Below are 17,973 nucleotides of genomic sequence, written 5' to 3'. Positions count from 1 at the left end.
GACTTTTTTATGGTCAATTGTAACGGAGCACTACAGGCAGCGGATAAAACAATTTTTACCCACAACAACAGGGCCTTTAAATATGGCGACGCTCTTTTTGAGACGGTCCGGTATGTGAACGGAACCTTATTTTTCTGGGAGGATCATTATTTTAGGTTGATGGCTTCCATGCGCATCCTTCGGATGGAAATCCCAATGGATTTTACCCTGGAATTTTTAGAGGAAGAAATCAAGAAAACCATCGAATCCAATCAGCTGGAAAGCGGAGCAGTCCGTGTGCGGTTGACGGTGTTCAGAAACGACGGTGGAATGTATACCCCAGCTACCAACGATGTTTCCTACGTGATTGAAACCAATGCCATGGAGTCTCCTTTCTTCATCATCGAGGAGAGACACTACGAAGTGGAACTTTTCAAGGATTATTACGTCAATAAGGATATGCTTTCCAACCTAAAATCCACCAACAAAATTTTGAACGTGGTGGCCGGTGTCTATGCCCAGGAAAATGGATATGCCAATTGTTTATTGGTGAACACGGACAAAAAGGTGGTAGAAGCCATCAATGGCAATTTATTTTTGGTGAAGGGCAATCAAATAAAGACACCTCCTTTGAGTGATGGTTGCTTGGACGGGATTATCCGAAAAAACCTGATGAAGTTGATCGCTGGGTCGGAAGACTATGATTTGGTCGAGGATTCCGTTTCGCCGTTTGAGCTGCAAAAAATGGACGAAATGTTTCTTACGAATTCCATCGTCGGAATTCAGCCCATTAGCAAGTACAGGAAAAAAGAGTATGAAAATAAAGTCGCAAAGAGTTTGGTGGGCAAATTAAACGCAAAGGCCAGGATTGGCTAGTTGAGCGAGGGGTTTTCGGGAGCATTGGACCATAATAGGTAGTCACCGCCCAATTCCACCATCTTTTCTTTCCAAAAGGCATTTGCAGCCTTTTCCAGAATACTGCTTTCGTATTCGTTGGGCAGTACCACCCATGATTTGGACGAGAGTTCTTGGTCCAATTGACTGGTTCCCCATCCGGAATACCCTAAAAAGAATCGGATATCCTGTTCGGTGATGGTTCCATTGTTGATGAGTTCTATGGTCACTTCAAAATTACCGCCCCAGAAAATACCGTCAGAAATCTCGATACTATTTTCTATCAAATGGGGCACCTTGTGGATAAAATAAAGATTATCCTGCTCTACGGGCCCGCCGTTGAACACTTGAAAAGGAATGGTGATTTCGGAAACAAGGTCACAAATCGTGTAGTCAAGGGGCTTGTTCAAAATAAACCCGACCGAACCTTCGTGGTTGTGTTCGGCAATAAGTACAACAGATCTATTGAAAGAAACATCGCCGGTCAGCGAAGGTTCCGCAACAAGTAAATTCCCCTTTTTTGGCTTCTGAGTTACCATTTACCTGAATTCATGTTTCTAAATTTAACATATTATTCAACATATGCAAAAAAAACAAAGCTGTTATCAACTAAAAAAGCACCCCAAAAGGAGTGCTTTCGTATATTCAATACATAAATTGATTAGTTTACTGCACTGCTCAATTCAGCACCTGCTTTGAACTTTACAACGTTCTTAGCGGCAATCTTAATAGTAGCTCCAGTCTGTGGATTTCTACCTTCTCTAGCGCTTCTTTTAGAAACTGACCAAGAACCAAAACCTACCAAGGAAACTCTGTCTCCTTTTTTAAGCGTTCCTTCTACATTTCCCAAGAAAGATTCCAATGCTTTTTTTGCTGCTGCCTTAGTGATGCCAGCATCAGCTGCCATAGCATCGATTAATTCTGTTTTGTTCATAATGGAATTAAATTAATTGTTGTTAATATAATTTTAATGCTGAACAAATTTATATGGATTTGGGTCTCACGCAAGTAAAACCAAGGGAAATAGGGGTTTTTGTTGATAACTTGAAACGTTTGTTGATAAAGTGGGAAAAAAACGACAACTTTTCCCAGCCCAATCATAGCAAGGCTTTAGCGAAGATGTGCCTCTTTTTCCAGATTTAGCCCATTCAAAACTTCGTTTACCTGCATCCTTCGTTTGCCGGGAAGCTGTAATTCCAACAAGTTTAGGTACCCCTCTTTAACCGCAACCTTGAGCGATTTTTTCCCTACCACTAGTTTTCCAACGATGTAGTCATGTTCGGAGGTTTCCATTTCGGTCCTGAAAATCTTCATGGGTTCTGCTTTTCCATCGTTCACCAACTCCGTCCAAGCCCCTGGATATGGACTCAACCCCCGTATATGATTGTAAATCTCCATCATGGAACTGTTCCAATCGATTCGGCAGGTATCCTTATGGATTTTTGGAGCGGGCTTTAATTCCATGCTCTCATCCTGTTTTTGTAGGGACACGGTCCCTGCTTCAATCTGTTTGCAGGTTTCCACGACCAAATGTGCGCCCAGTTCCATCAACCTGTCGTGCAGGTCTCCGGCATTGTCCTCTGGCCGTATGTTGGCTCCTTTTTGAAGAATGATGTTCCCTGTATCTATCTTTTCATCAATAAAAAAGGTAGTTACACCTGTCTCCGTTTCACCATTGATGATTGCCCAATTAATGGGAGCTGCACCCCGATATTGGGGCAGGAGCGAAGCGTGAAGGTTAAAGGTGCCATACGTAGGCATTTGCCAGACCACTTTGGGCAGCATCCGAAAGGCGACGACTACTTGAAGGTTGGCATCAAGGCTTTTGAGGTCCTCCAAAAATGCCTCGTCCTTTAAATTAGTAGGCTGTAACACCTTTAATTGATGTTTAACTGCGAATTGTTTCACGGCTGACTCTTGGAGCTTGCGCCCCCTTCCCGCAGGCCTATCCGGGGCGGTAATTACACCCACCACTTTAAAGCCAGCTTCCAAAAGTTGTTTTAGGCTGCCCACCGCAAAATCGGGGGTGCCCATAAATACAATACGAAGCGAATTATGTTTTGATGTACTCATTCTTAATATTTATCGAGACCAATCCATTTTCCAGCAACCGCTCGAGCAGGTTCAAAAGTTCTTTTTCACTTGTTCCCGTGACGCGTTCCAACTGTCTGGAGGAATGAGGGCGAATTTCCAAGAGTTCCAGAATTTTTTGTTCCAAGTCGTGTGGAGGGGATACTTTGGCCTTCTTTGTGCAAATATCGCAAGTGCCGCACTTTTCCGCGGACTTTTCACCAAAATAATTCAGTAGGTAAACACTACGGCACATTTTCTGATTGGCAATGTACCCCAACATAGCAGCCATATTATCCACCTTCACCTGGTTGAAATCCTTTATTTTTTTGGCAAACGGGTTGATGGTATGGTCGTCTTCGCGGGGCACTAAAAAGGTAATTTCCAAATCGGAACTATGGTTGTGGTATTCGGCAATGTTATCGTCCGCCAGTTGCTGTAATAATTGTTTTAAACGTTCCTCGCCCGTGCCCGTTTTTTGGGACAGCATATACAGATTGATCTTGGTCTCATAATCCGTAATACCTCCGTAGGTCCGTAAAATGGTTTGAATGATGGGAGCCGTTTTGCGGTTTTTGTCCAAGTAATTGAATATTTCGGCCTTGGAAGCTACAAATTTAAGCGTAGTTTTCTCCTTAAAGTTTTCGGCCAACGATAGCACGGAATTTTGATCTAAAATACGAAGGGCATTGAACGCCATGTTGGGATTAAACGCATATCGTGAACAAAACTCATTGAACTTGAAAGCCAGGGGTTCCGAAATAAGCTCTCCGTAGGAAATCTGAAAATAGTTGTTGAGCTTGGAATAAACGGTTTTCACAAAACCCACATCGGGTAGGGTGGACAAAAACTGCTGTTTGGCCCTATCCGCATCTTCTTTGGAGGTTAGGATGATGGCCGTTGAAGGTTCTCCATCCCTGCCAGCACGTCCCGCCTCCTGAAAATAGCTTTCCAAACTGTCGGGTATCTGGTAATGGATCACCAAACGCACATCTGGTTTATCCACCCCCATGCCAAAGGCATTGGTGGCCACCATGACCCTGTCTTTGCCATTCAACCAACGATTAAGTTTTTCCTCCTTGTCCGATTTGGGAATGCCTCCATGGTAAAAAGAAGCCGATACCCCGTTGTTGATCAAAAAGTTGGCCAAGGAAATGGACATTTTCCGGGAACGTACATAGACGATGCCGCTTCCCGGGATTTTTTCCATGTATTTTTTGAGCTGGTACAATTTGTCCTCCGAACGCCTTACCTTGAATGCAATATTGGAACGGGAAAAGGAATCCTTAAAAATACGGACCTCCTTCAGTTCCAAATTCTCAACGATGTCATCCACAACACGGGGCGTAGCTGTCGCCGTAAGAGCAATCATAGGAGTTTGAGGAGCCAATTCCTTTAAAATGGAGCATTCCAAATAAGCAGGCCTAAAGTCGTTTCCCCACTGGGAGATACAATGTGCCTCGTCAATCGCAATAAGATTCACGTTCATTTGTTGAATGCGTTCCCTTACCACGGTCTGCTGCAAGCGTTCTGGGGATAGGTACAGGAATTTGTAGTTGCCAAACACACAATTGTCCAACAAGTCGTTTACTTCGTTGGAACGGATGCCCCCGGTTAAGGCGATTGCCTTGATATTTCTCTTTTTTAATTGGGCCACCTGATCTTGGATCAGGGCCACCAAAGGTGAGACCACAACACAAATACCTTCCATGGCCAGTGCGGGCACTTGGTAACAAATGGATTTTCCGCCACCGGTAGGCATCAGGGCGAGTACATCTTGCCCAGAAATGACCGTATCAATGATTTTCCTCTGGGAACCCCTAAAATCATCATATCCCCAGTATTGTTGTAAAACGCTTGTGATGTTCTTGTGCACTATGTTATTTTAAGTGTTTCCAAAATAAAATCAATCCGATTTAGGACATCATCTTTTGGCACTTCGATGGGGTTATAGCCAAATTGGGTATAAATTTTAAGCAAGGAATGGTGGATGTTTTCCGCTTCCTCAAAAGTTTCCAAACGCTCGTTATCGGAAACATAGATTTCTTTCCAAGGCGGAACTATAAAAACGGAATCATACCTATGGTTCTCGGCATGGGAAATAAAATAGTCGTCATATGCTTGGTCGAAAAAATCCATATAGGCGAGCACATCGGGAATGCCCCTATCAAAAAAGCTGATGGGCGCATTGATGTGCTTTGATTGTCGGTAATGGGACGTCCTACCTTCCAGCAAGTCTTTATTGAACTGCAAGGCATCGTCCACAAACACCAGCGGATTGGAAATATGGTGTTCCGATTGGCCTTCCTGCTTTGCCTTGGAGGTCATATCCCGAATGATTTCGTGAAAGCAGTGAAAACCTCTCTGTTCCAAACCGTTTACTATGGACGTCTTCCCAGTGCCGGGAGCTCCCGTTATAACTACCTTGTTTTTTCCCAAAGACCTTAGAATTAATGGTACAAAGTAATGAAATCGCCCCAAGGAAAAAAAATTGAAGGGTAAGCCATATATTTGTATAAAATTGCGGTATGGATAAGAAAGAGACGGAAGAATTTTACGCGAAGTTAAAGGAGCAGTTGTTGGAGACCACGAGTTGGCCATCAACCTACCTCTACAAATTTATTGTTCCCACTGAGGAGGCCAAAATATCGCAAATCCAGGACATTTTCGATAATACAGGGGCGGTGATAGAATCCAAAAAGAGCAAAAAGGGGACGTACACCAGCTTGTCCATTACGGTACATTTGAAGAATCCGGACGAAGTTATCCAAAAGTACAAGGAAGTTTCCGTTGTGGAAGGTGTTATTTCCCTGTAGGTCCTTAGTTTGCCATAATTTTCTTAATTTGCACTCGTTATCAGTTTGACTTTCCAATTATCAATTCACTAAATCCAGTAGTTTGAACGAAGTATATACCCTAGAATACAATACAGAGCGTCCAAAGCTTTTTATTCCCGAATATGGGCGCCATTTTCAAAAAATGGTGGACCATGCCGTAGCCATCGAAGATCGTGATGAACGAAACCGAGTGGCACAATCCATTATTAGTGTTATGGGTAATTTGCAGCCCCATTTGAGGGACGTGCCGGATTTTCAGCATAAACTTTGGGACCAGCTTTTCATTATGTCCGATTTTAAATTGGATGTGGACTCTCCCTTTCCCATAACTTCCAAAGAGACCTTGCAGCAGCGTCCAGAACCCTTGGAGTACCCGCAGAACCATCCCAAGTACCGTTTTTATGGAAACAACATCAAGCGGATGATTGATGTGGCGGTAAATTGGGAAAAGGGCGATATGCGGTCTGGCTTGGAATATGCCATTGCCAACCACATGAAAAAGTGTTATTTGACTTGGAACAAGGATACCGTAGAGGACACCGTAATTTTTAATCACTTGAAAGAGCTCAGTGATGGTCAGATTGATTTGGCCAAGAGCGATGAGAGTTTGACGGAGAGCGGACAGTTTTTGAAAAATAGGCCAAGCCGTTCGAACACCAGCAATAATCGGGGGAAAAAAAGTCAAAGAGGTCGTAAAAAAAGATATTAAACTCCAAAGGAATAAATGGGTACATTTCGAATAGAGGGCGGCCACCAGTTGCATGGTGAAATCACCCCCCAGGGAGCAAAGAACGAAGCACTTCAAATTCTTTGCGCCGTATTGCTATCAGAAGAAAAAATTACCATAAACAACATTCCGGACATTGTCGATGTCAATAAACTCATTGCACTGCTTGAAGATTTAGGCGTCAAGATCCAAAAGAAAGGAAAAGGCTCGTATACCTTCAAAGCGGACGATGTTAACTTGGATTACCTTCAATCGGCCAAGTTCAAGGAGGATGGAAGGGGTCTTCGCGGTTCCATTATGTTGGTTGGTCCACTGTTGGCCCGTTTTGGAAAAGGATACATCCCCAAACCTGGTGGGGATAAAATAGGAAGGCGCCGTTTGGATACCCACTTTGAAGGTTTTATCAAGCTTGGAGCCCAATTTAGATATAACAAAGAAGAGTATTTCTATGGTGTTGAGGCCGAAAAACTTACCGGCACCTACATGTTGTTGGATGAGGCATCCGTAACCGGTACGGCCAACATTGTGATGGCAGCCGTTTTGGCCGAGGGCACCACAACCATTTACAATGCAGCCTGTGAACCTTATTTACAGCAGTTGTGCAAAATGCTGAACCGGATGGGGGCCAAAATATCAGGTATCGGTTCCAATTTGTTGACCATTGAGGGCGTGAAATCCCTAAAGGGAACGGAGCATACCATGCTTCCCGATATGATTGAAATTGGTAGCTGGATTGGACTGGCGGCCATGACCCAGAGCGAACTGACCATTAAAAATGTAAGTTGGGACGATTTAGGCCAGATTCCAACTGTTTTCCGTAAGCTGGGAATTACAGTAGAGCGAAGAAACGATGATATTTTTATTCCCAAGCATGAAGATGGATACGAAATCCAAAATTTTATTGACGGTTCTATCCTGACTATTGCCGATGCGCCATGGCCTGGATTGACCCCTGATTTATTGAGTATTATTTTGGTTACGGCCACACAGGCCCGAGGCGAAGTCCTGATTCATCAGAAAATGTTTGAAAGCCGATTGTTCTTCGTGGACAAGCTTATTGATATGGGGGCTAAAATCATCCTTTGCGACCCACACAGGGCCACGGTTATTGGGCATGACTTTAAATCCACCCTAAAGGCCACCACCATGGTGTCGCCAGATATTCGCGCGGGTGTTTCCCTTTTGATTGCAGCACTGTCGGCAAAGGGAACATCCACCATTCACAATATTGAGCAAATTGATCGTGGCTACGAAAATATCGATGAGCGCTTGCGTGCCATTGGAGCCAATATCGTAAGGGTATAATTAAACTTATTCTTTCGGGATCAAGATGGTTACACGGGTACCTGAACGGTTCTCGTAAAGGTTCTCTATTTTAACCAATTGTTGGGCAGAGTGCTGTTTAAGTGCTTGTATCCTTCGTTCCGTAATGGACATGCCACGGGATATCCGGTTGGATTTTCGTGCTTCCGTTTGGGTCAGTCCTACGCCATTGTCTTCAATCACACATTCGATATTATCTCCTTTATCGGTAAAAGAAACTTTAAGCTCCTTGTTTCCCTCCTTTGGCATCAATCCGTGTATGATGGCATTTTCGATATAAGGCTGTACCAAAAGCATGGGAACTTCATGGGCATCGATATCCAAATTCTCATCGATTTCAAATTGATAGGAAAAGGAATGGTCAAAACGCAAAGCTTCCAGTTCCACATAAATTTTGAGCAGCTCTATTTCTTCACTTAGCACCAAACTTATGTTCACCGAACTTTCCAACACCTGACGAAGTAGTTTTGAAAACTTGGAGAGGTAGGTGAGGGCCCCTTTTTTATCGTTGGTACTAATGAGGTGCTGTATGGAACCGAGGGAGTTAAAAATAAAATGGGGATTCATCTGGGCCCGTAACATCCGCTTTTCTAACTGCCTGTTCATTTGGCCTATAGTATCTCGTTGCTCCGATATCAATCTATTTTTTTCGGAAAGAATGGCATTGGACCTTTTCTTTGCCAAATATCGGAAATAGAGCAGGCTGGCGGAGAAGAGCAATAGGATAGATATAACGATAAGGTAAAGCGTTCGTTTTCTATTTTGTTCCACTCTGGTATTCAGGAGCGCCAATTCCAAGGTATTAGCCTCAATTTCACGGTCTTTCACATATACTTCGTGTCGCACCTGTAAATTTTGAATTTCCTTTACTTTGGCTTCGTTCATCAGGCTATCCTTGTACTCCTGTGCCCTGTTCAAATGAAAAATAGCCTTTTTAAGCTGTCCTGAAGCCTCGTAGATTTCATAAGCTTTTTGATGTGCCTCTCGTTTACGCTCAAACGTTCCCTCCATACCTTGTAAAACGTCAAGGTTTTGTTTGGAGTAACCTATGGCTTCCTTCAGCTTACTTTGATTGAGCATTAGACTTGCCAAATTATGATACACGAATGCCTTTCCTTGCTCTAGGGACAGCTGGTTAGCCAAATCAAGGGCTTTGAAAAGATATTCCTCCGCATTATTCCATTGTTCCAATTGCAAATAACAATGGCCAATATTACTATACAGGTCGTACAATTTGATGTTGTTTCCTTCTTGCCTCCAATACGGTACAATTTTCAAAAATTTGTCCAAAGCTGTTTGGTAGTCCCCGTCCGTATAGCTCATGATGGCCAAGTTTACTTCGACATCGTTTTTCATGGCTTCTGGGTCTGGGCCGTCGTAGATTTCCAGCGCCTTTTGGTAGCTGGCAATGGCCTCTTCCCTTTCATCCATCAAATCGTGTAAAACCCCGAGGTTGATGTACACGGAAGCAGCGTTTATTTGAAGATTGAACGAATCGATTACTTTGAGACTTTTTAGATAGCTTTCTTGACTCGAAGGATAATCCCCAATGCGTTTATATACAATCCCCATGGAATTATAAACATCACAGACCATACTGTAGTCCTTGTTTTCGTTGGCAACCGCAAGGCATTTGTTCAAATATTCCAGAGAATTAGCATAGCTATCGGTCATGCCATGGGTCAGCCCCAAGGAGTAGAGAGCTTTGGCCTCACCTACCTTAAAACCGATTTCTTTTGATTTTTCGAGGCTCTGCAACCCGTAGGCAACCGCCTGTTCCTTGTCGATGAATCTGGATTTAATGCCCAATGTCCTTAATAGATTCACCTGTGTGGTATCGTTAGCAGTTTTAAGCAGGTTTTGAAGGCTATCCATTTCCTTGGTTTGGGAAAAACCCATATTTCCCATCAAAAGAAAAAGTAGAAAGAACTTAATATGAAAAAATCGCAATGAATTGATTTCCATTTGTCTGACGAGATAAGCAAGTTTGTTCCAAAACTTTGATTGTCAGGAATTAAAATAGAAATAATTCTTATTATCGAAAACAAAAAAATCGCTGTAACCCCTAAAAAATAAGGGTTTGTCAGAAAAATTTTAATTTTTCTCGACCATTTTCCCATCAGGATATAATGCAAAGCGCCCCTTGTTTTTATCATGAACATGGTCCGGGTGGGGCCATGGCCATCCCCCAAATTGGGTAAGGCGGTATTCTTCCATCGCTTTTTGGATTTCCTCTTGGGTGTTCATCACAAAGGGACCATATTTGGCGACGGGCTCGCCAATGGGTTTTCCTTGCAGTAACATAAAATGGGCGGTTTCGGAACCAACTTTGATATTCACATCGGTGGTGGGGTCCAAAACAATCCCAAAACTGGGATTTATTTTTTTATCCCCAATATGTATTTCATCACCATCATAAAAGTAAAGTACTCGGTTTACCGATGCACTGGCACTCGGCAGCACAAATTCGGCTTCAGGCTCTACATGAATGTTCCAAACAGCCACTTCATTTTCTGGGTCGGCCGCCCAGGAATCCGGGGCAGGGTGCGGTGGGGCAACATTTTTGTAGGGACCGGCTATCACCTTGATTTTTGCATTTTCTTCCTCCACAATGGGAATATCCTCGTGCCAAAGCATCTTAAAGTGCGGGTCGACAAATTTTCCCGATTTAGGCAGGTTTAACCATATTTGAAAGAGTTCCAAGGGATTTTCTTCATCATCGTTGAGCAGGGGGAACATCTCGGAATGTTGAACCCCCCTTCCAGCGGTCATCCACTGTACATCGCCTTCACCAAATCGGCCCGCGGCACCCAAAGAATCCGAGTGGTCACAAAATCCTTTGTTCACAATGGTGATGGTTTCGAAACCACGGTGCGGATGGTACGGAAATCCTGGAATGGACTGCCCGTGATACATGCGCCACTTTTGGGTCGGGTCAAAATCACTTCCTAAGTTTCGTCCTTTCAAAAGGGATGGGTCGGGTCCCATTTCCCCATTTCCCTTTGGGAAATAATCTAAATGATACACACTAAAAAGAAAAGGATCCAAGGTTTGCCAAGGGGTGCTTAATGGAAAAGTTTGTAGAACAGGAGTTTTCATCATGCAATTTTTTAAAAGATAAGAGACCGACCAAAAAATGGTGACTTTTTGTCTATGTCAGGTTAGGCACAGTCGAGACCTAATCGTTGAATGTCAACCTATTTTAAGTTCTCGACTCCGCTCGAACTGACAATTAACCACCTTTTAGTCAGTCTCTTTATTATAATCCATTTATTTACCGGGAATTGGTGGCGGACCATCGATCATGGCCTCGTATTTAACATCACCTTTTCTCGTCTTAAATTCTTCTTTTACTTTTTCTACCAATTTTGGGTCATCAAAAAGATCGAACATTGTCATGCCCATAGCTTTGGATGCGTAAATCATTCCCTTATGGCCAATGCTCATACCCCCACAGGCCACAACGGCCCAAGAGTGCCATGGTGTTCCTTTTGGAGCAACCGTTACGCCTAGGTTGATGTTGGGTACGTTCCAACTTACATCACCAACATCGGTAGAGCCTCCTCCGGGCAGTTCCTCGGTTTCTTTCAAAGGATGTACTTCACCATCCATACCCACTTGGGGTTTTCCGGTGGCCTCTTGAATGGCTTTACCATAGGTAATTTCCTCATCGGTATAGGTAATGGGTCCCAAAAGCTCCAGATTGTTTTGCATGATTTGGCCTCCCTCACGGTTGACCAGGGTTTCATAAATTCCTGAAATCAAGGAATATTTATAGTCCACATTGGCCATGATTGCGGCGCCTTCTGCCATGGCCTTTACCCGTTCAAAGGTGGGAAGCATCACATCTCTTTTGGGGTCACGCACACGCACCCACAGACGGGCATAGTCAGGAACAACATTAACCACCTGACCACCATCTTGTATGTGGTAATGGATTCGTGATGTAGGTTTAATATGTTCCCTGTAGTAGTTGATTCCCGTAGTGTATAGTTCCAAGGCGTCAGAAGCACTGCGTCCGTTCCATGGGTCGGAAGATGCGTGGGCAGCTTGACCGTAAAATTCAATCATGAAATCGACCAGGGCCAATCCGCTTTGTACGTCGGCTTCAATTTCGGCAGATGGGTGCCAGCTTACGTTTACATCAACATCGTCCCAAAGCCCGGCTTCTACCATCCAAACTTTTCCAAAAAATTTCTCTTCGGCTGGTGTCCCAAAGAATTTGACGGTTCCTTTAATGTTTCCTGCCTCAATTTGTTCTTTGATAGCTATGGCAGCGCCTAAACTGGCTGCCCCGAACATATTGTGCCCACATCCGTGGCCGGGAGCACCATCAATTCGTGGGTCTTTGGTGGGAACCGTGTTCTGTGAAAGGCCTGGTAGGGCATCAAACTCGCCCAAGACACTGATTACGGGTTTTCCTGAACCGTAGGTAGCAACAAAGGCGGTCGGGATATCGGCTACACCACGTGTGACGGTCATTCCGTTTTTCTCGGCATAATCGGCCAACAATTCTGAGGAAATCGATTCCTCGAATGCTGTTTCGGCCAGTGCCCAGATGGAATCACTGATTTGAATAAGGTTTTCCTTGTGCTTTTCCACGGAAGCGACGACCGCTTTTTTGTCCTTTGACATTTTTTGGGCCGATAGGTTCAATGAGACCAGTCCCAAAAAGAGTAAGGTTGAAAATTTCTTCATCATTTAGGTTTTGAGTTAGTTATTTACCGCTGTTTCATGTGCTGTCAACAAGACGTCACACAAAACTACAACAGCTCCTAAATTTAAAGAAAATGCATCAACTTACCGCTTCCTTGTAGGTTTTTAAGCAGCGTTCCCGAGCCATTTTGTGGTCGACCATAGGGTCTGGGTAGTCGAGTTCTTGAAGTTCGGGAACCCATTTGTTGATGTATTCTTTGTCCTTATCGAATTTTTTTATCTGCGTGGTCGGGTTAAAGATTCTAAAATAAGGTGCGGCATCCACACCACTGCCTGCGGCCCATTGCCAGTTGCCCACATTGCTCGCCATTTCATAATCCAATAATTTTTCAGCAAAATAGGCTTCGCCCCATCTCCAATCGATTAGCAAATGCTTGCACAAAAAACTGGCCACCAACATACGAACCCTGTTGTGCATGTAGCCTGTTTCATTGAGTTCGCGCATACCTGCATCTACCAAAGGATATCCAGTTTTGCCCTCTTTCCACTTTTCAAACTCCTCTTCGTTGTTGCGCCATTCGATTCTATCGTATTTGGAACGGAACGCATTATCCACGGTATGCGGAAAATGCCATAGGATCTGCATAAAAAATTCCCTCCAAATCAATTCGTTCCAAAAGGTTTCGTTCTTTTCATCGATGGCCTTTTTCACCATTTTTCGAACGGAAACGGTACCAAAACGCAAGTGGGGACCTAAACGGGAGGTTCCTTTTTCCTTGGCCGGGTAATCGCGTGTGTCCTCATAATTTTGAATCAAATTGGAGGTAACGGTAAAATCGGGAACTTTAATGTCGGACTCTTCAAAGCCCATATCTTCCAAGGAGAGTTGGGGCAAGGATATGGACTGATAAAGGTTTTTGCCCAAATCTTTCAGCGTATCGTACTCCACTACATGAATGGAGGGATTAAAATTTTCCTTCCACTTGCGCATGTACGGTGTGTAAACGACATAGGGGTCTCCGTCGTCCTTTACCACTTCCTCCTTTTCAAATATGACTTGATCTTTGTAGGTGTTGAACTGTATATCGTTTTCCTTTAAAAAATCGGCGATTTCTTTATCGCGTTCTTTGGCATAAGGTTCATAGTCATGATTGGTGTAAACAGCTTCAACGTCATAATCCTTGATAAGCTGTTCAAACGCTTTGATGGGTTTGTCGTGATATTGCGCTACGCCGCTGTCGTAATTGGTGCGGAGTTGTTTGCTTATTTTTTGGATTTGACCGTGGATAAAGGTAACCCTTGCATCATTTTTGGGCAGACTTTCCAAAATTTCCTTGTCAAAAATAAAGATAGGAAGCACAGGGACATCATTTTGAAGGGCTTGGTACAGACCTACATTGTCATCCAACCGTAAATCGCGTCTAAACCAAAATACGATGATGCTGTCTTTCATGAATTCACATTTAAGCTGGACATTCCGCCGTCTACCCCGATTACCTGGCCCGTAATCCATGAATTGTTGGCATCCAGGAGAAAAGTGGCCATGTTGGCAATATCGTGTGCCGTGCCCACTCGTTTTAATGGGTGTCTTTCGGACATCATTTCTTTTTTCTTGTCATTGCTCAACAAACGTTCGGATAGGGGGGTATCTACCAAAGATGGCGCAATGACGTTCACTCTCACTTTTGGGGCATATTCTGCTGCCAGAGCACGTGCAAAACCTTCGATAGCTCCTTTGGCTGCAGAAACACTGGTATGGAAGGGCATTCCAGTCCCCACGGCCACAGTACTGAAAAACACCATGCTGGAGCCTTCGTTCATCCGGTTCATAATCGCTTTCACGGTTCGGACCAGTCCAAAAAAATTGATTTCCATATCCTTTTGGATGGTGTCCATTCCCATCGTTTTAAAGGGTTTTAGATTGATGCTTCCCGGACAATATACAAAGCCGTCCAGTTGTTCTGGAATTTGCTTTTCCGAAAGGTCATCCGTTAAGGCATCAAAGGGAATATGGGTGATGTCGAGATTGCTGAGTTCATCATTGCTTCGGCTGGCAACATACACCTTATGGTCTTTGGATAGTGTTTTTGCCATTTCCAATCCAATTCCGTACGATCCGCCGATCAATAGTATATTCTTTTCCATATTATATTTTTCTGATGCTTAAATAGTTTTCTTTTCCTTCAACCGTACCAAATAGGTCGGCAAGTTTCTTCTCCCTAAACTCAAATATTTTTTGGAGCTGACCTTTTACCAGTAGGGGATGGGTCAACTGCCCCAAAATACCAAAAGGTAATTTGTAATCGATAATATCTTCCATTTCCACACCTTCGGGAACTTCTTTCAAAAAGTGTTTGTGGTGCCAGAGGGCATAGGGCCCAAAACGCTGCTCATCCACAAAATATTCCCCTTCTTTTACATGGGTGATTTCCGTTACCCATTTGGTAGACACCATGGGAAAGGGTTTCACAATATATTGGATGACCTGACCTTGGAACATGGGCCTATCGGCTCCCGCCAAAATATGAAACCCCATGTGAGGAGGTGTAATGACAGCTAAATTTTTGGGGTCTGATAGGAATTCCCACGCTTCTTGTTGACTAATGGGAAAAACTTGCTTAGATTGTAGTTGATACAGTTGCATTCATTAGAATTTACACAAAGATAGGAGTAAAATGTTTAATTAAAACAATAAATAGTTAAACAAAAATTAAAACCTACCCATTTATTACCTACTTTTGTTTTAAGGTTTAATTAACAAATGGAGCAAGGCTTTGTATTAATTTTGCTTTGCTGAACAAATAATACAGACAATAACTATGAAAAAATTTACACTCTTACTATGTATGATGTCTATCGGCTTTTCCATGAAAGCGCAGATACAGACCCCGGCTCCGAGCCCATTTTCCACATTGGAACAAAAAGTGGGATTGACCGACGTAACCGTTAAGTATTCCCGCCCTGCGATGAAGGGAAGGAAAGTATTTGGTGATTTGGTTCCTTTTGATGCCATTTGGAGAACCGGTGCCAATCAGAACACGACCATCTCCTTTAGCGATGATGTCACCGTAGAAGGAAAGGAATTGAAAGCAGGGACTTACGCTATTTTTACCAGACCCAACGAAGCTGTTTGGGAAGTTTTCTTTTACACGGCTACCGATAACTGGGGTACTCCCCAAGAGTGGGATGCTTCCAAAGTCGCTGCTACCGTAAAAGTAGAGACTATGGATATTCCAATGCCCATCGAGTCCTTCACCATCACTATTGATGATTTGCACAACAACGGTGCTACTTTGGGCATTATGTGGGAGAACACCTATGTTGGGGTGGACTTCACTGTTCCTACCGTGAGCAAGGCCACTAAGAGCATTGAGGAAACCATGGCCAACAAGGAGGATTTGACCGCAAACGATTATTTCGCAGCAGGTTCCTACTATTTTGCTGAAGGTATGAACATGCAGCAAGCCAAAGAGTGGGTGGACAAGGCCGTTGAAATGGGCGATGGAAGTGCGTATTGGATGATGAGAACACAATCGCTTATCTATGCAAAGATGGGGGATAAGGAAGCTGCCATCGAGGCTGCCAAACGTTCATTGGCCGCTGCGCAAGCCGCGGGTAACCAAGATTATGTAAAAATGAACAAGGATTCATTGCAAGAGTGGGCTAAAATGTAATCAAGCTCATTCAAGTTGATATAAAGACCCACTTTTTTAAGTGGGTTTTTTTATTCCTCAATAGCCGATGAATTGCCCAGGAAATTATCGAACACCTGTGTAATGGTGGCCAAAATGATTACGAGCAAGCAGCCAAATGCATTCAACCACAAATAGGACATCCAATCCAGATACCACCCTATGATTACAATAATTTGGGTGACAATGGCAGCTACAAATACAGCATTGCCTTTCACAAACTTAAAGAAGAAGGCCAATAGGAATATTCCCAAAACGTTCCCGTAAAAAATGGAACCGATAATATTTACCAGTTGTATCAGGTTGTCAAAAAGGTTGGCTACGTTTGCGATGATAATAGCGATGATACCCCAAAGCAATGTAAAGGCTTTGGTCGCTTTAAGATAATGTTCTTGAGAGTGATTTTTTCCGATGCTTCTTTTGTAAAGATCTAAAGCTGTAATGGTTCCCAAAGCGTTCAACTCCGATGCGGTAGAGGACATGGCTGCGGATAGGATGACGGCCAAGAGTAGGCCGATTAGTCCCATGGGCAAATTGTTTAGGATAAAGTGAATGAACACATAATCCTTGTCATTCGTTTCTACCTTGCCATCTGCTTTGGCAATCAAATCTTTGGCGGTTTCCCGGCTTGCATTCTCTTTTTCGTTGATTTTTATGATGTCTTGCTTGGCCTGTTCAATAGCGTTGTACTCTTTCAGTTCCAAGGCTGACGAAAAGGAATGTTGCGCCATTCTTTTTTCCTTTTCCAGTACTTTATGATCCTCCTCAAGTGCCTTATAATCGTTGGCATATTCCGATTGCATAACAGCTTCGGTGGCGGCCGGATTAAAATTTAGGGGGGAGGAATTGTATTGATAGAACACAAAGACCATGGCACCCACCAAAAGGATAAAAAACTGCATCGGGATTTTAAAAATACCGTTGAAAATCAGGGCCAACTGGCTTTCCCGTACCGACCTACCGGATAGATAGCGTTGCACCTGACTTTGGTCGGTGCCAAAGTAGGCCAAGGCCAAGAAAAAACCACCGGTAATGCCGCTCCAAAAGGTGTAACGGTTATTGGTGTCAAAAGAAAAATCAAGAATATTGAGTTTGTTGTTGGCACCAGCGATCTTTAACGCTTTTCCGAAGGAAATATCCGTTGGTAATGCTCCCATGATAAAGAAAAATGCAAAGAACATCCCCAACATAATAATGAACATCTGTTGCTTTTGGGTAACGCTCACCGCTTTGGTACCCCCAGAAACGGTATAAATGATTACCAATATCCCGATGATCACATTAAGCGTACGCAAGTCCCATCCCAATACCGCAGAAAGAATAATGGAAGGGGCAAATATGGTGATTCCCGCTGCAAGTCCACGTTGTACCAAAAACAATAAGGCCGTGAGTGTCCGTGTTTTTAAGTCAAAGCGACCTTCCAACATTTCGTAAGCGGTAAATACTTTAAGTTTTTTGTAGATGGGGATGAATACCAAGCAGATAACAATCATGGCCAAGGGGAGTCCAAAATAGAACTGCACAAAGCCCATACCATCGTGGAATGCTTGGCCTGGCGTGGACAAAAAGGTGATAGCACTCGCCTGGGTTGCCATAACGGACAATCCAATGGTCCACCATTTCACATCGTCGCCACCACGAACATAGTCGTCCACATTTTTGTTGCCGCGCGTTTTCCAAACACCGTAGGCAACGATGAAGAGTAGGGTACTACCAAGAATAATCCAGTCGAGTAATGCCATTCAGGGAGTTAATTGTTTAAAATCATAATGAGGTAAAAGGCCAATATGTAAAT

17 protein-coding genes are annotated in these 17,973 nt (G+C 43.5%); 5 read left to right on the top strand and 12 right to left on the bottom strand.

Features of this window, described 5'->3' with window-relative positions; genetic code table 11:
• The first annotated feature begins 9 nt into the window (after window positions 1-9).
• Window positions 10-855, top strand: coding sequence for an aminotransferase class IV (locus RBB12_RS13675; protein ID WP_306013904.1), 846 nt, complete (start codon window positions 10-12; stop codon window positions 853-855).
• Here the strand turns inward: RBB12_RS13675 and RBB12_RS13670 are convergent.
• The 5 genes from RBB12_RS13670 to RBB12_RS13650 form a co-directional block, all read right to left on the bottom strand.
• Entirely contained in the window at window positions 852-1,412 is a 561-nt protein-coding gene (locus RBB12_RS13670; protein WP_293283777.1) for a YqgE/AlgH family protein, read from the bottom strand. The two genes, RBB12_RS13675 and RBB12_RS13670, sit on opposite strands and share 4 nt — an antisense overlap.
• Before the next feature lie 122 nt (window positions 1,413-1,534).
• Entirely contained in the window at window positions 1,535-1,807 is a 273-nt protein-coding gene (locus tag RBB12_RS13665) for an HU family DNA-binding protein (RefSeq protein WP_127140702.1), read from the bottom strand.
• A gap of 176 nt (window positions 1,808-1,983) precedes the next feature.
• Window positions 1,984-2,946 carry a methionyl-tRNA formyltransferase gene (gene fmt, locus RBB12_RS13660; RefSeq protein WP_306013905.1) on the bottom strand — a complete coding sequence of 321 codons (963 nt, stop codon included), beginning with the start codon at window positions 2,944-2,946 and terminating at the stop codon, window positions 1,984-1,986.
• The gene (locus tag RBB12_RS13655) at window positions 2,927-4,819 is read right to left on the bottom strand and encodes an ATP-dependent DNA helicase RecQ (RefSeq protein ID WP_306013906.1); all 1,893 of its coding nucleotides are present in this window, start codon (window positions 4,817-4,819) and stop codon (window positions 2,927-2,929) included. The genes fmt and RBB12_RS13655 overlap by 20 nt, the downstream gene beginning before the upstream one ends.
• Window positions 4,819-5,382: an AAA family ATPase gene (locus tag RBB12_RS13650; RefSeq protein ID WP_179385648.1), complete on the bottom strand. Its 564-nt coding sequence runs from the start codon at window positions 5,380-5,382 to the stop codon at window positions 4,819-4,821. Before RBB12_RS13650 ends, RBB12_RS13655 begins: the two co-directional genes overlap by 1 nt.
• An 89-nt stretch (window positions 5,383-5,471) precedes the next feature.
• Between RBB12_RS13650 and RBB12_RS13645 the strand changes: the two genes are divergently transcribed.
• The 3 genes from RBB12_RS13645 to murA all read left to right on the top strand — a co-directional run bounded on the left by RBB12_RS13645 (window position 5,472) and on the right by murA (window position 7,812).
• Window positions 5,472-5,759, top strand: coding sequence for a DUF493 family protein (locus tag RBB12_RS13645; protein WP_179385647.1), 288 nt, complete (start codon window positions 5,472-5,474; stop codon window positions 5,757-5,759).
• Window positions 5,760-5,841: 82 nt separating this feature from the next.
• Window positions 5,842-6,489, top strand: a complete 648-nt coding sequence (locus RBB12_RS13640; RefSeq protein WP_179385646.1) for a DUF4290 domain-containing protein — start codon at window positions 5,842-5,844, stop codon at window positions 6,487-6,489.
• A gap of 15 nt (window positions 6,490-6,504) precedes the next feature.
• On the top strand, window positions 6,505-7,812 hold the full coding sequence (gene murA, locus RBB12_RS13635) for a UDP-N-acetylglucosamine 1-carboxyvinyltransferase (RefSeq protein WP_179385645.1): 1,308 nt from the start codon (window positions 6,505-6,507) through the stop codon (window positions 7,810-7,812).
• A 6-nt stretch (window positions 7,813-7,818) separates the two neighbouring features.
• Here the strand turns inward: murA and RBB12_RS13630 are convergent, their stop codons facing one another.
• The 6 genes from RBB12_RS13630 to RBB12_RS13605 all read right to left on the bottom strand — a co-directional run bounded on the left by RBB12_RS13630 (window position 7,819) and on the right by RBB12_RS13605 (window position 15,130).
• Complete coding sequence (locus RBB12_RS13630; RefSeq protein ID WP_306013907.1) at window positions 7,819-9,705, bottom strand: tetratricopeptide repeat protein; 1,887 nt, start codon at window positions 9,703-9,705, stop codon at window positions 7,819-7,821.
• Window positions 9,706-9,924: 219 nt separating this feature from the next.
• Window positions 9,925-10,929, bottom strand: coding sequence for a pirin family protein (locus tag RBB12_RS13625; protein WP_306013908.1), 1,005 nt, complete (start codon window positions 10,927-10,929; stop codon window positions 9,925-9,927).
• 171 nt (window positions 10,930-11,100) lie between these two features.
• The gene (locus RBB12_RS13620) at window positions 11,101-12,528 is read right to left on the bottom strand and encodes an amidohydrolase (RefSeq protein ID WP_306013910.1); all 1,428 of its coding nucleotides are present in this window, start codon (window positions 12,526-12,528) and stop codon (window positions 11,101-11,103) included.
• 97 nt (window positions 12,529-12,625) lie between these two features.
• Window positions 12,626-13,939 (bottom strand): deoxyribodipyrimidine photo-lyase, encoded by a 1,314-nt coding sequence (locus RBB12_RS13615; RefSeq protein ID WP_306013911.1) that lies wholly within the window; start codon window positions 13,937-13,939, stop codon window positions 12,626-12,628.
• Entirely contained in the window at window positions 13,936-14,631 is a 696-nt protein-coding gene (locus tag RBB12_RS13610) for an SDR family NAD(P)-dependent oxidoreductase (protein ID WP_306013912.1), read from the bottom strand. The genes RBB12_RS13615 and RBB12_RS13610 overlap by 4 nt, the downstream gene beginning before the upstream one ends.
• Before the next feature lies 1 nt (window position 14,632).
• On the bottom strand, window positions 14,633-15,130 hold the full coding sequence (locus tag RBB12_RS13605) for an SRPBCC family protein (RefSeq protein ID WP_179385639.1): 498 nt from the start codon (window positions 15,128-15,130) through the stop codon (window positions 14,633-14,635).
• 175 nt (window positions 15,131-15,305) lie between these two features.
• Between RBB12_RS13605 and RBB12_RS13600 the strand changes: the two genes are divergently transcribed.
• Window positions 15,306-16,160, top strand: coding sequence for a DUF2911 domain-containing protein (locus tag RBB12_RS13600; protein ID WP_306013913.1), 855 nt, complete (start codon window positions 15,306-15,308; stop codon window positions 16,158-16,160).
• Window positions 16,161-16,210: 50 nt separating this feature from the next.
• Here the strand turns inward: RBB12_RS13600 and RBB12_RS13595 are convergent, their stop codons facing one another.
• Complete coding sequence (locus RBB12_RS13595) at window positions 16,211-17,920, bottom strand: sodium:solute symporter (protein ID WP_293283751.1); 1,710 nt, start codon at window positions 17,918-17,920, stop codon at window positions 16,211-16,213.
• Between the last annotated feature and the right edge of the window lie 53 nt (window positions 17,921-17,973).

The sequence above is a fragment of the Allomuricauda sp. MMSF_3307 genome (assembly GCF_030733585.1).
Taxonomy (GTDB): Bacteria; Bacteroidota; Bacteroidia; order Flavobacteriales; family Flavobacteriaceae; genus Flagellimonas.
This window is presented reverse-complemented; position numbering and strand designations above follow the sequence as displayed.

Excerpts from the sequence above, each read along its gene's own strand:
- RBB12_RS13675 (WP_306013904.1), top strand. The coding sequence starts at position 10 with ATGGTCAATTGTAACGGAGCACTACAGGCAGCGGATAAAACAATTTTT.
- RBB12_RS13670 (WP_293283777.1), bottom strand. The coding sequence starts at position 1,412 with ATGGTAACTCAGAAGCCAAAAAAGGGGAATTTACTTGTTGCGGAACCT.
- RBB12_RS13665 (WP_127140702.1), bottom strand. The coding sequence starts at position 1,807 with ATGAACAAAACAGAATTAATCGATGCTATGGCAGCTGATGCTGGCATC.
- fmt (WP_306013905.1), bottom strand. The coding sequence starts at position 2,946 with ATGAGTACATCAAAACATAATTCGCTTCGTATTGTATTTATGGGCACC.
- RBB12_RS13645 (WP_179385647.1), top strand. The coding sequence starts at position 5,472 with ATGGATAAGAAAGAGACGGAAGAATTTTACGCGAAGTTAAAGGAGCAG.
- murA (WP_179385645.1), top strand. The coding sequence starts at position 6,505 with ATGGGTACATTTCGAATAGAGGGCGGCCACCAGTTGCATGGTGAAATC.
- RBB12_RS13630 (WP_306013907.1), bottom strand. The coding sequence starts at position 9,705 with ATGGATAGCCTTCAAAACCTGCTTAAAACTGCTAACGATACCACACAG.
- RBB12_RS13625 (WP_306013908.1), bottom strand. The coding sequence starts at position 10,929 with ATGAAAACTCCTGTTCTACAAACTTTTCCATTAAGCACCCCTTGGCAA.
- RBB12_RS13620 (WP_306013910.1), bottom strand. The coding sequence starts at position 12,528 with ATGAAGAAATTTTCAACCTTACTCTTTTTGGGACTGGTCTCATTGAAC.
- RBB12_RS13615 (WP_306013911.1), bottom strand. The coding sequence starts at position 13,939 with ATGAAAGACAGCATCATCGTATTTTGGTTTAGACGCGATTTACGGTTG.
- RBB12_RS13610 (WP_306013912.1), bottom strand. The coding sequence starts at position 14,631 with ATGGAAAAGAATATACTATTGATCGGCGGATCGTACGGAATTGGATTG.
- RBB12_RS13605 (WP_179385639.1), bottom strand. The coding sequence starts at position 15,130 with ATGCAACTGTATCAACTACAATCTAAGCAAGTTTTTCCCATTAGTCAA.
- RBB12_RS13600 (WP_306013913.1), top strand. The coding sequence starts at position 15,306 with ATGAAAAAATTTACACTCTTACTATGTATGATGTCTATCGGCTTTTCC.
- RBB12_RS13595 (WP_293283751.1), bottom strand. The coding sequence starts at position 17,920 with ATGGCATTACTCGACTGGATTATTCTTGGTAGTACCCTACTCTTCATC.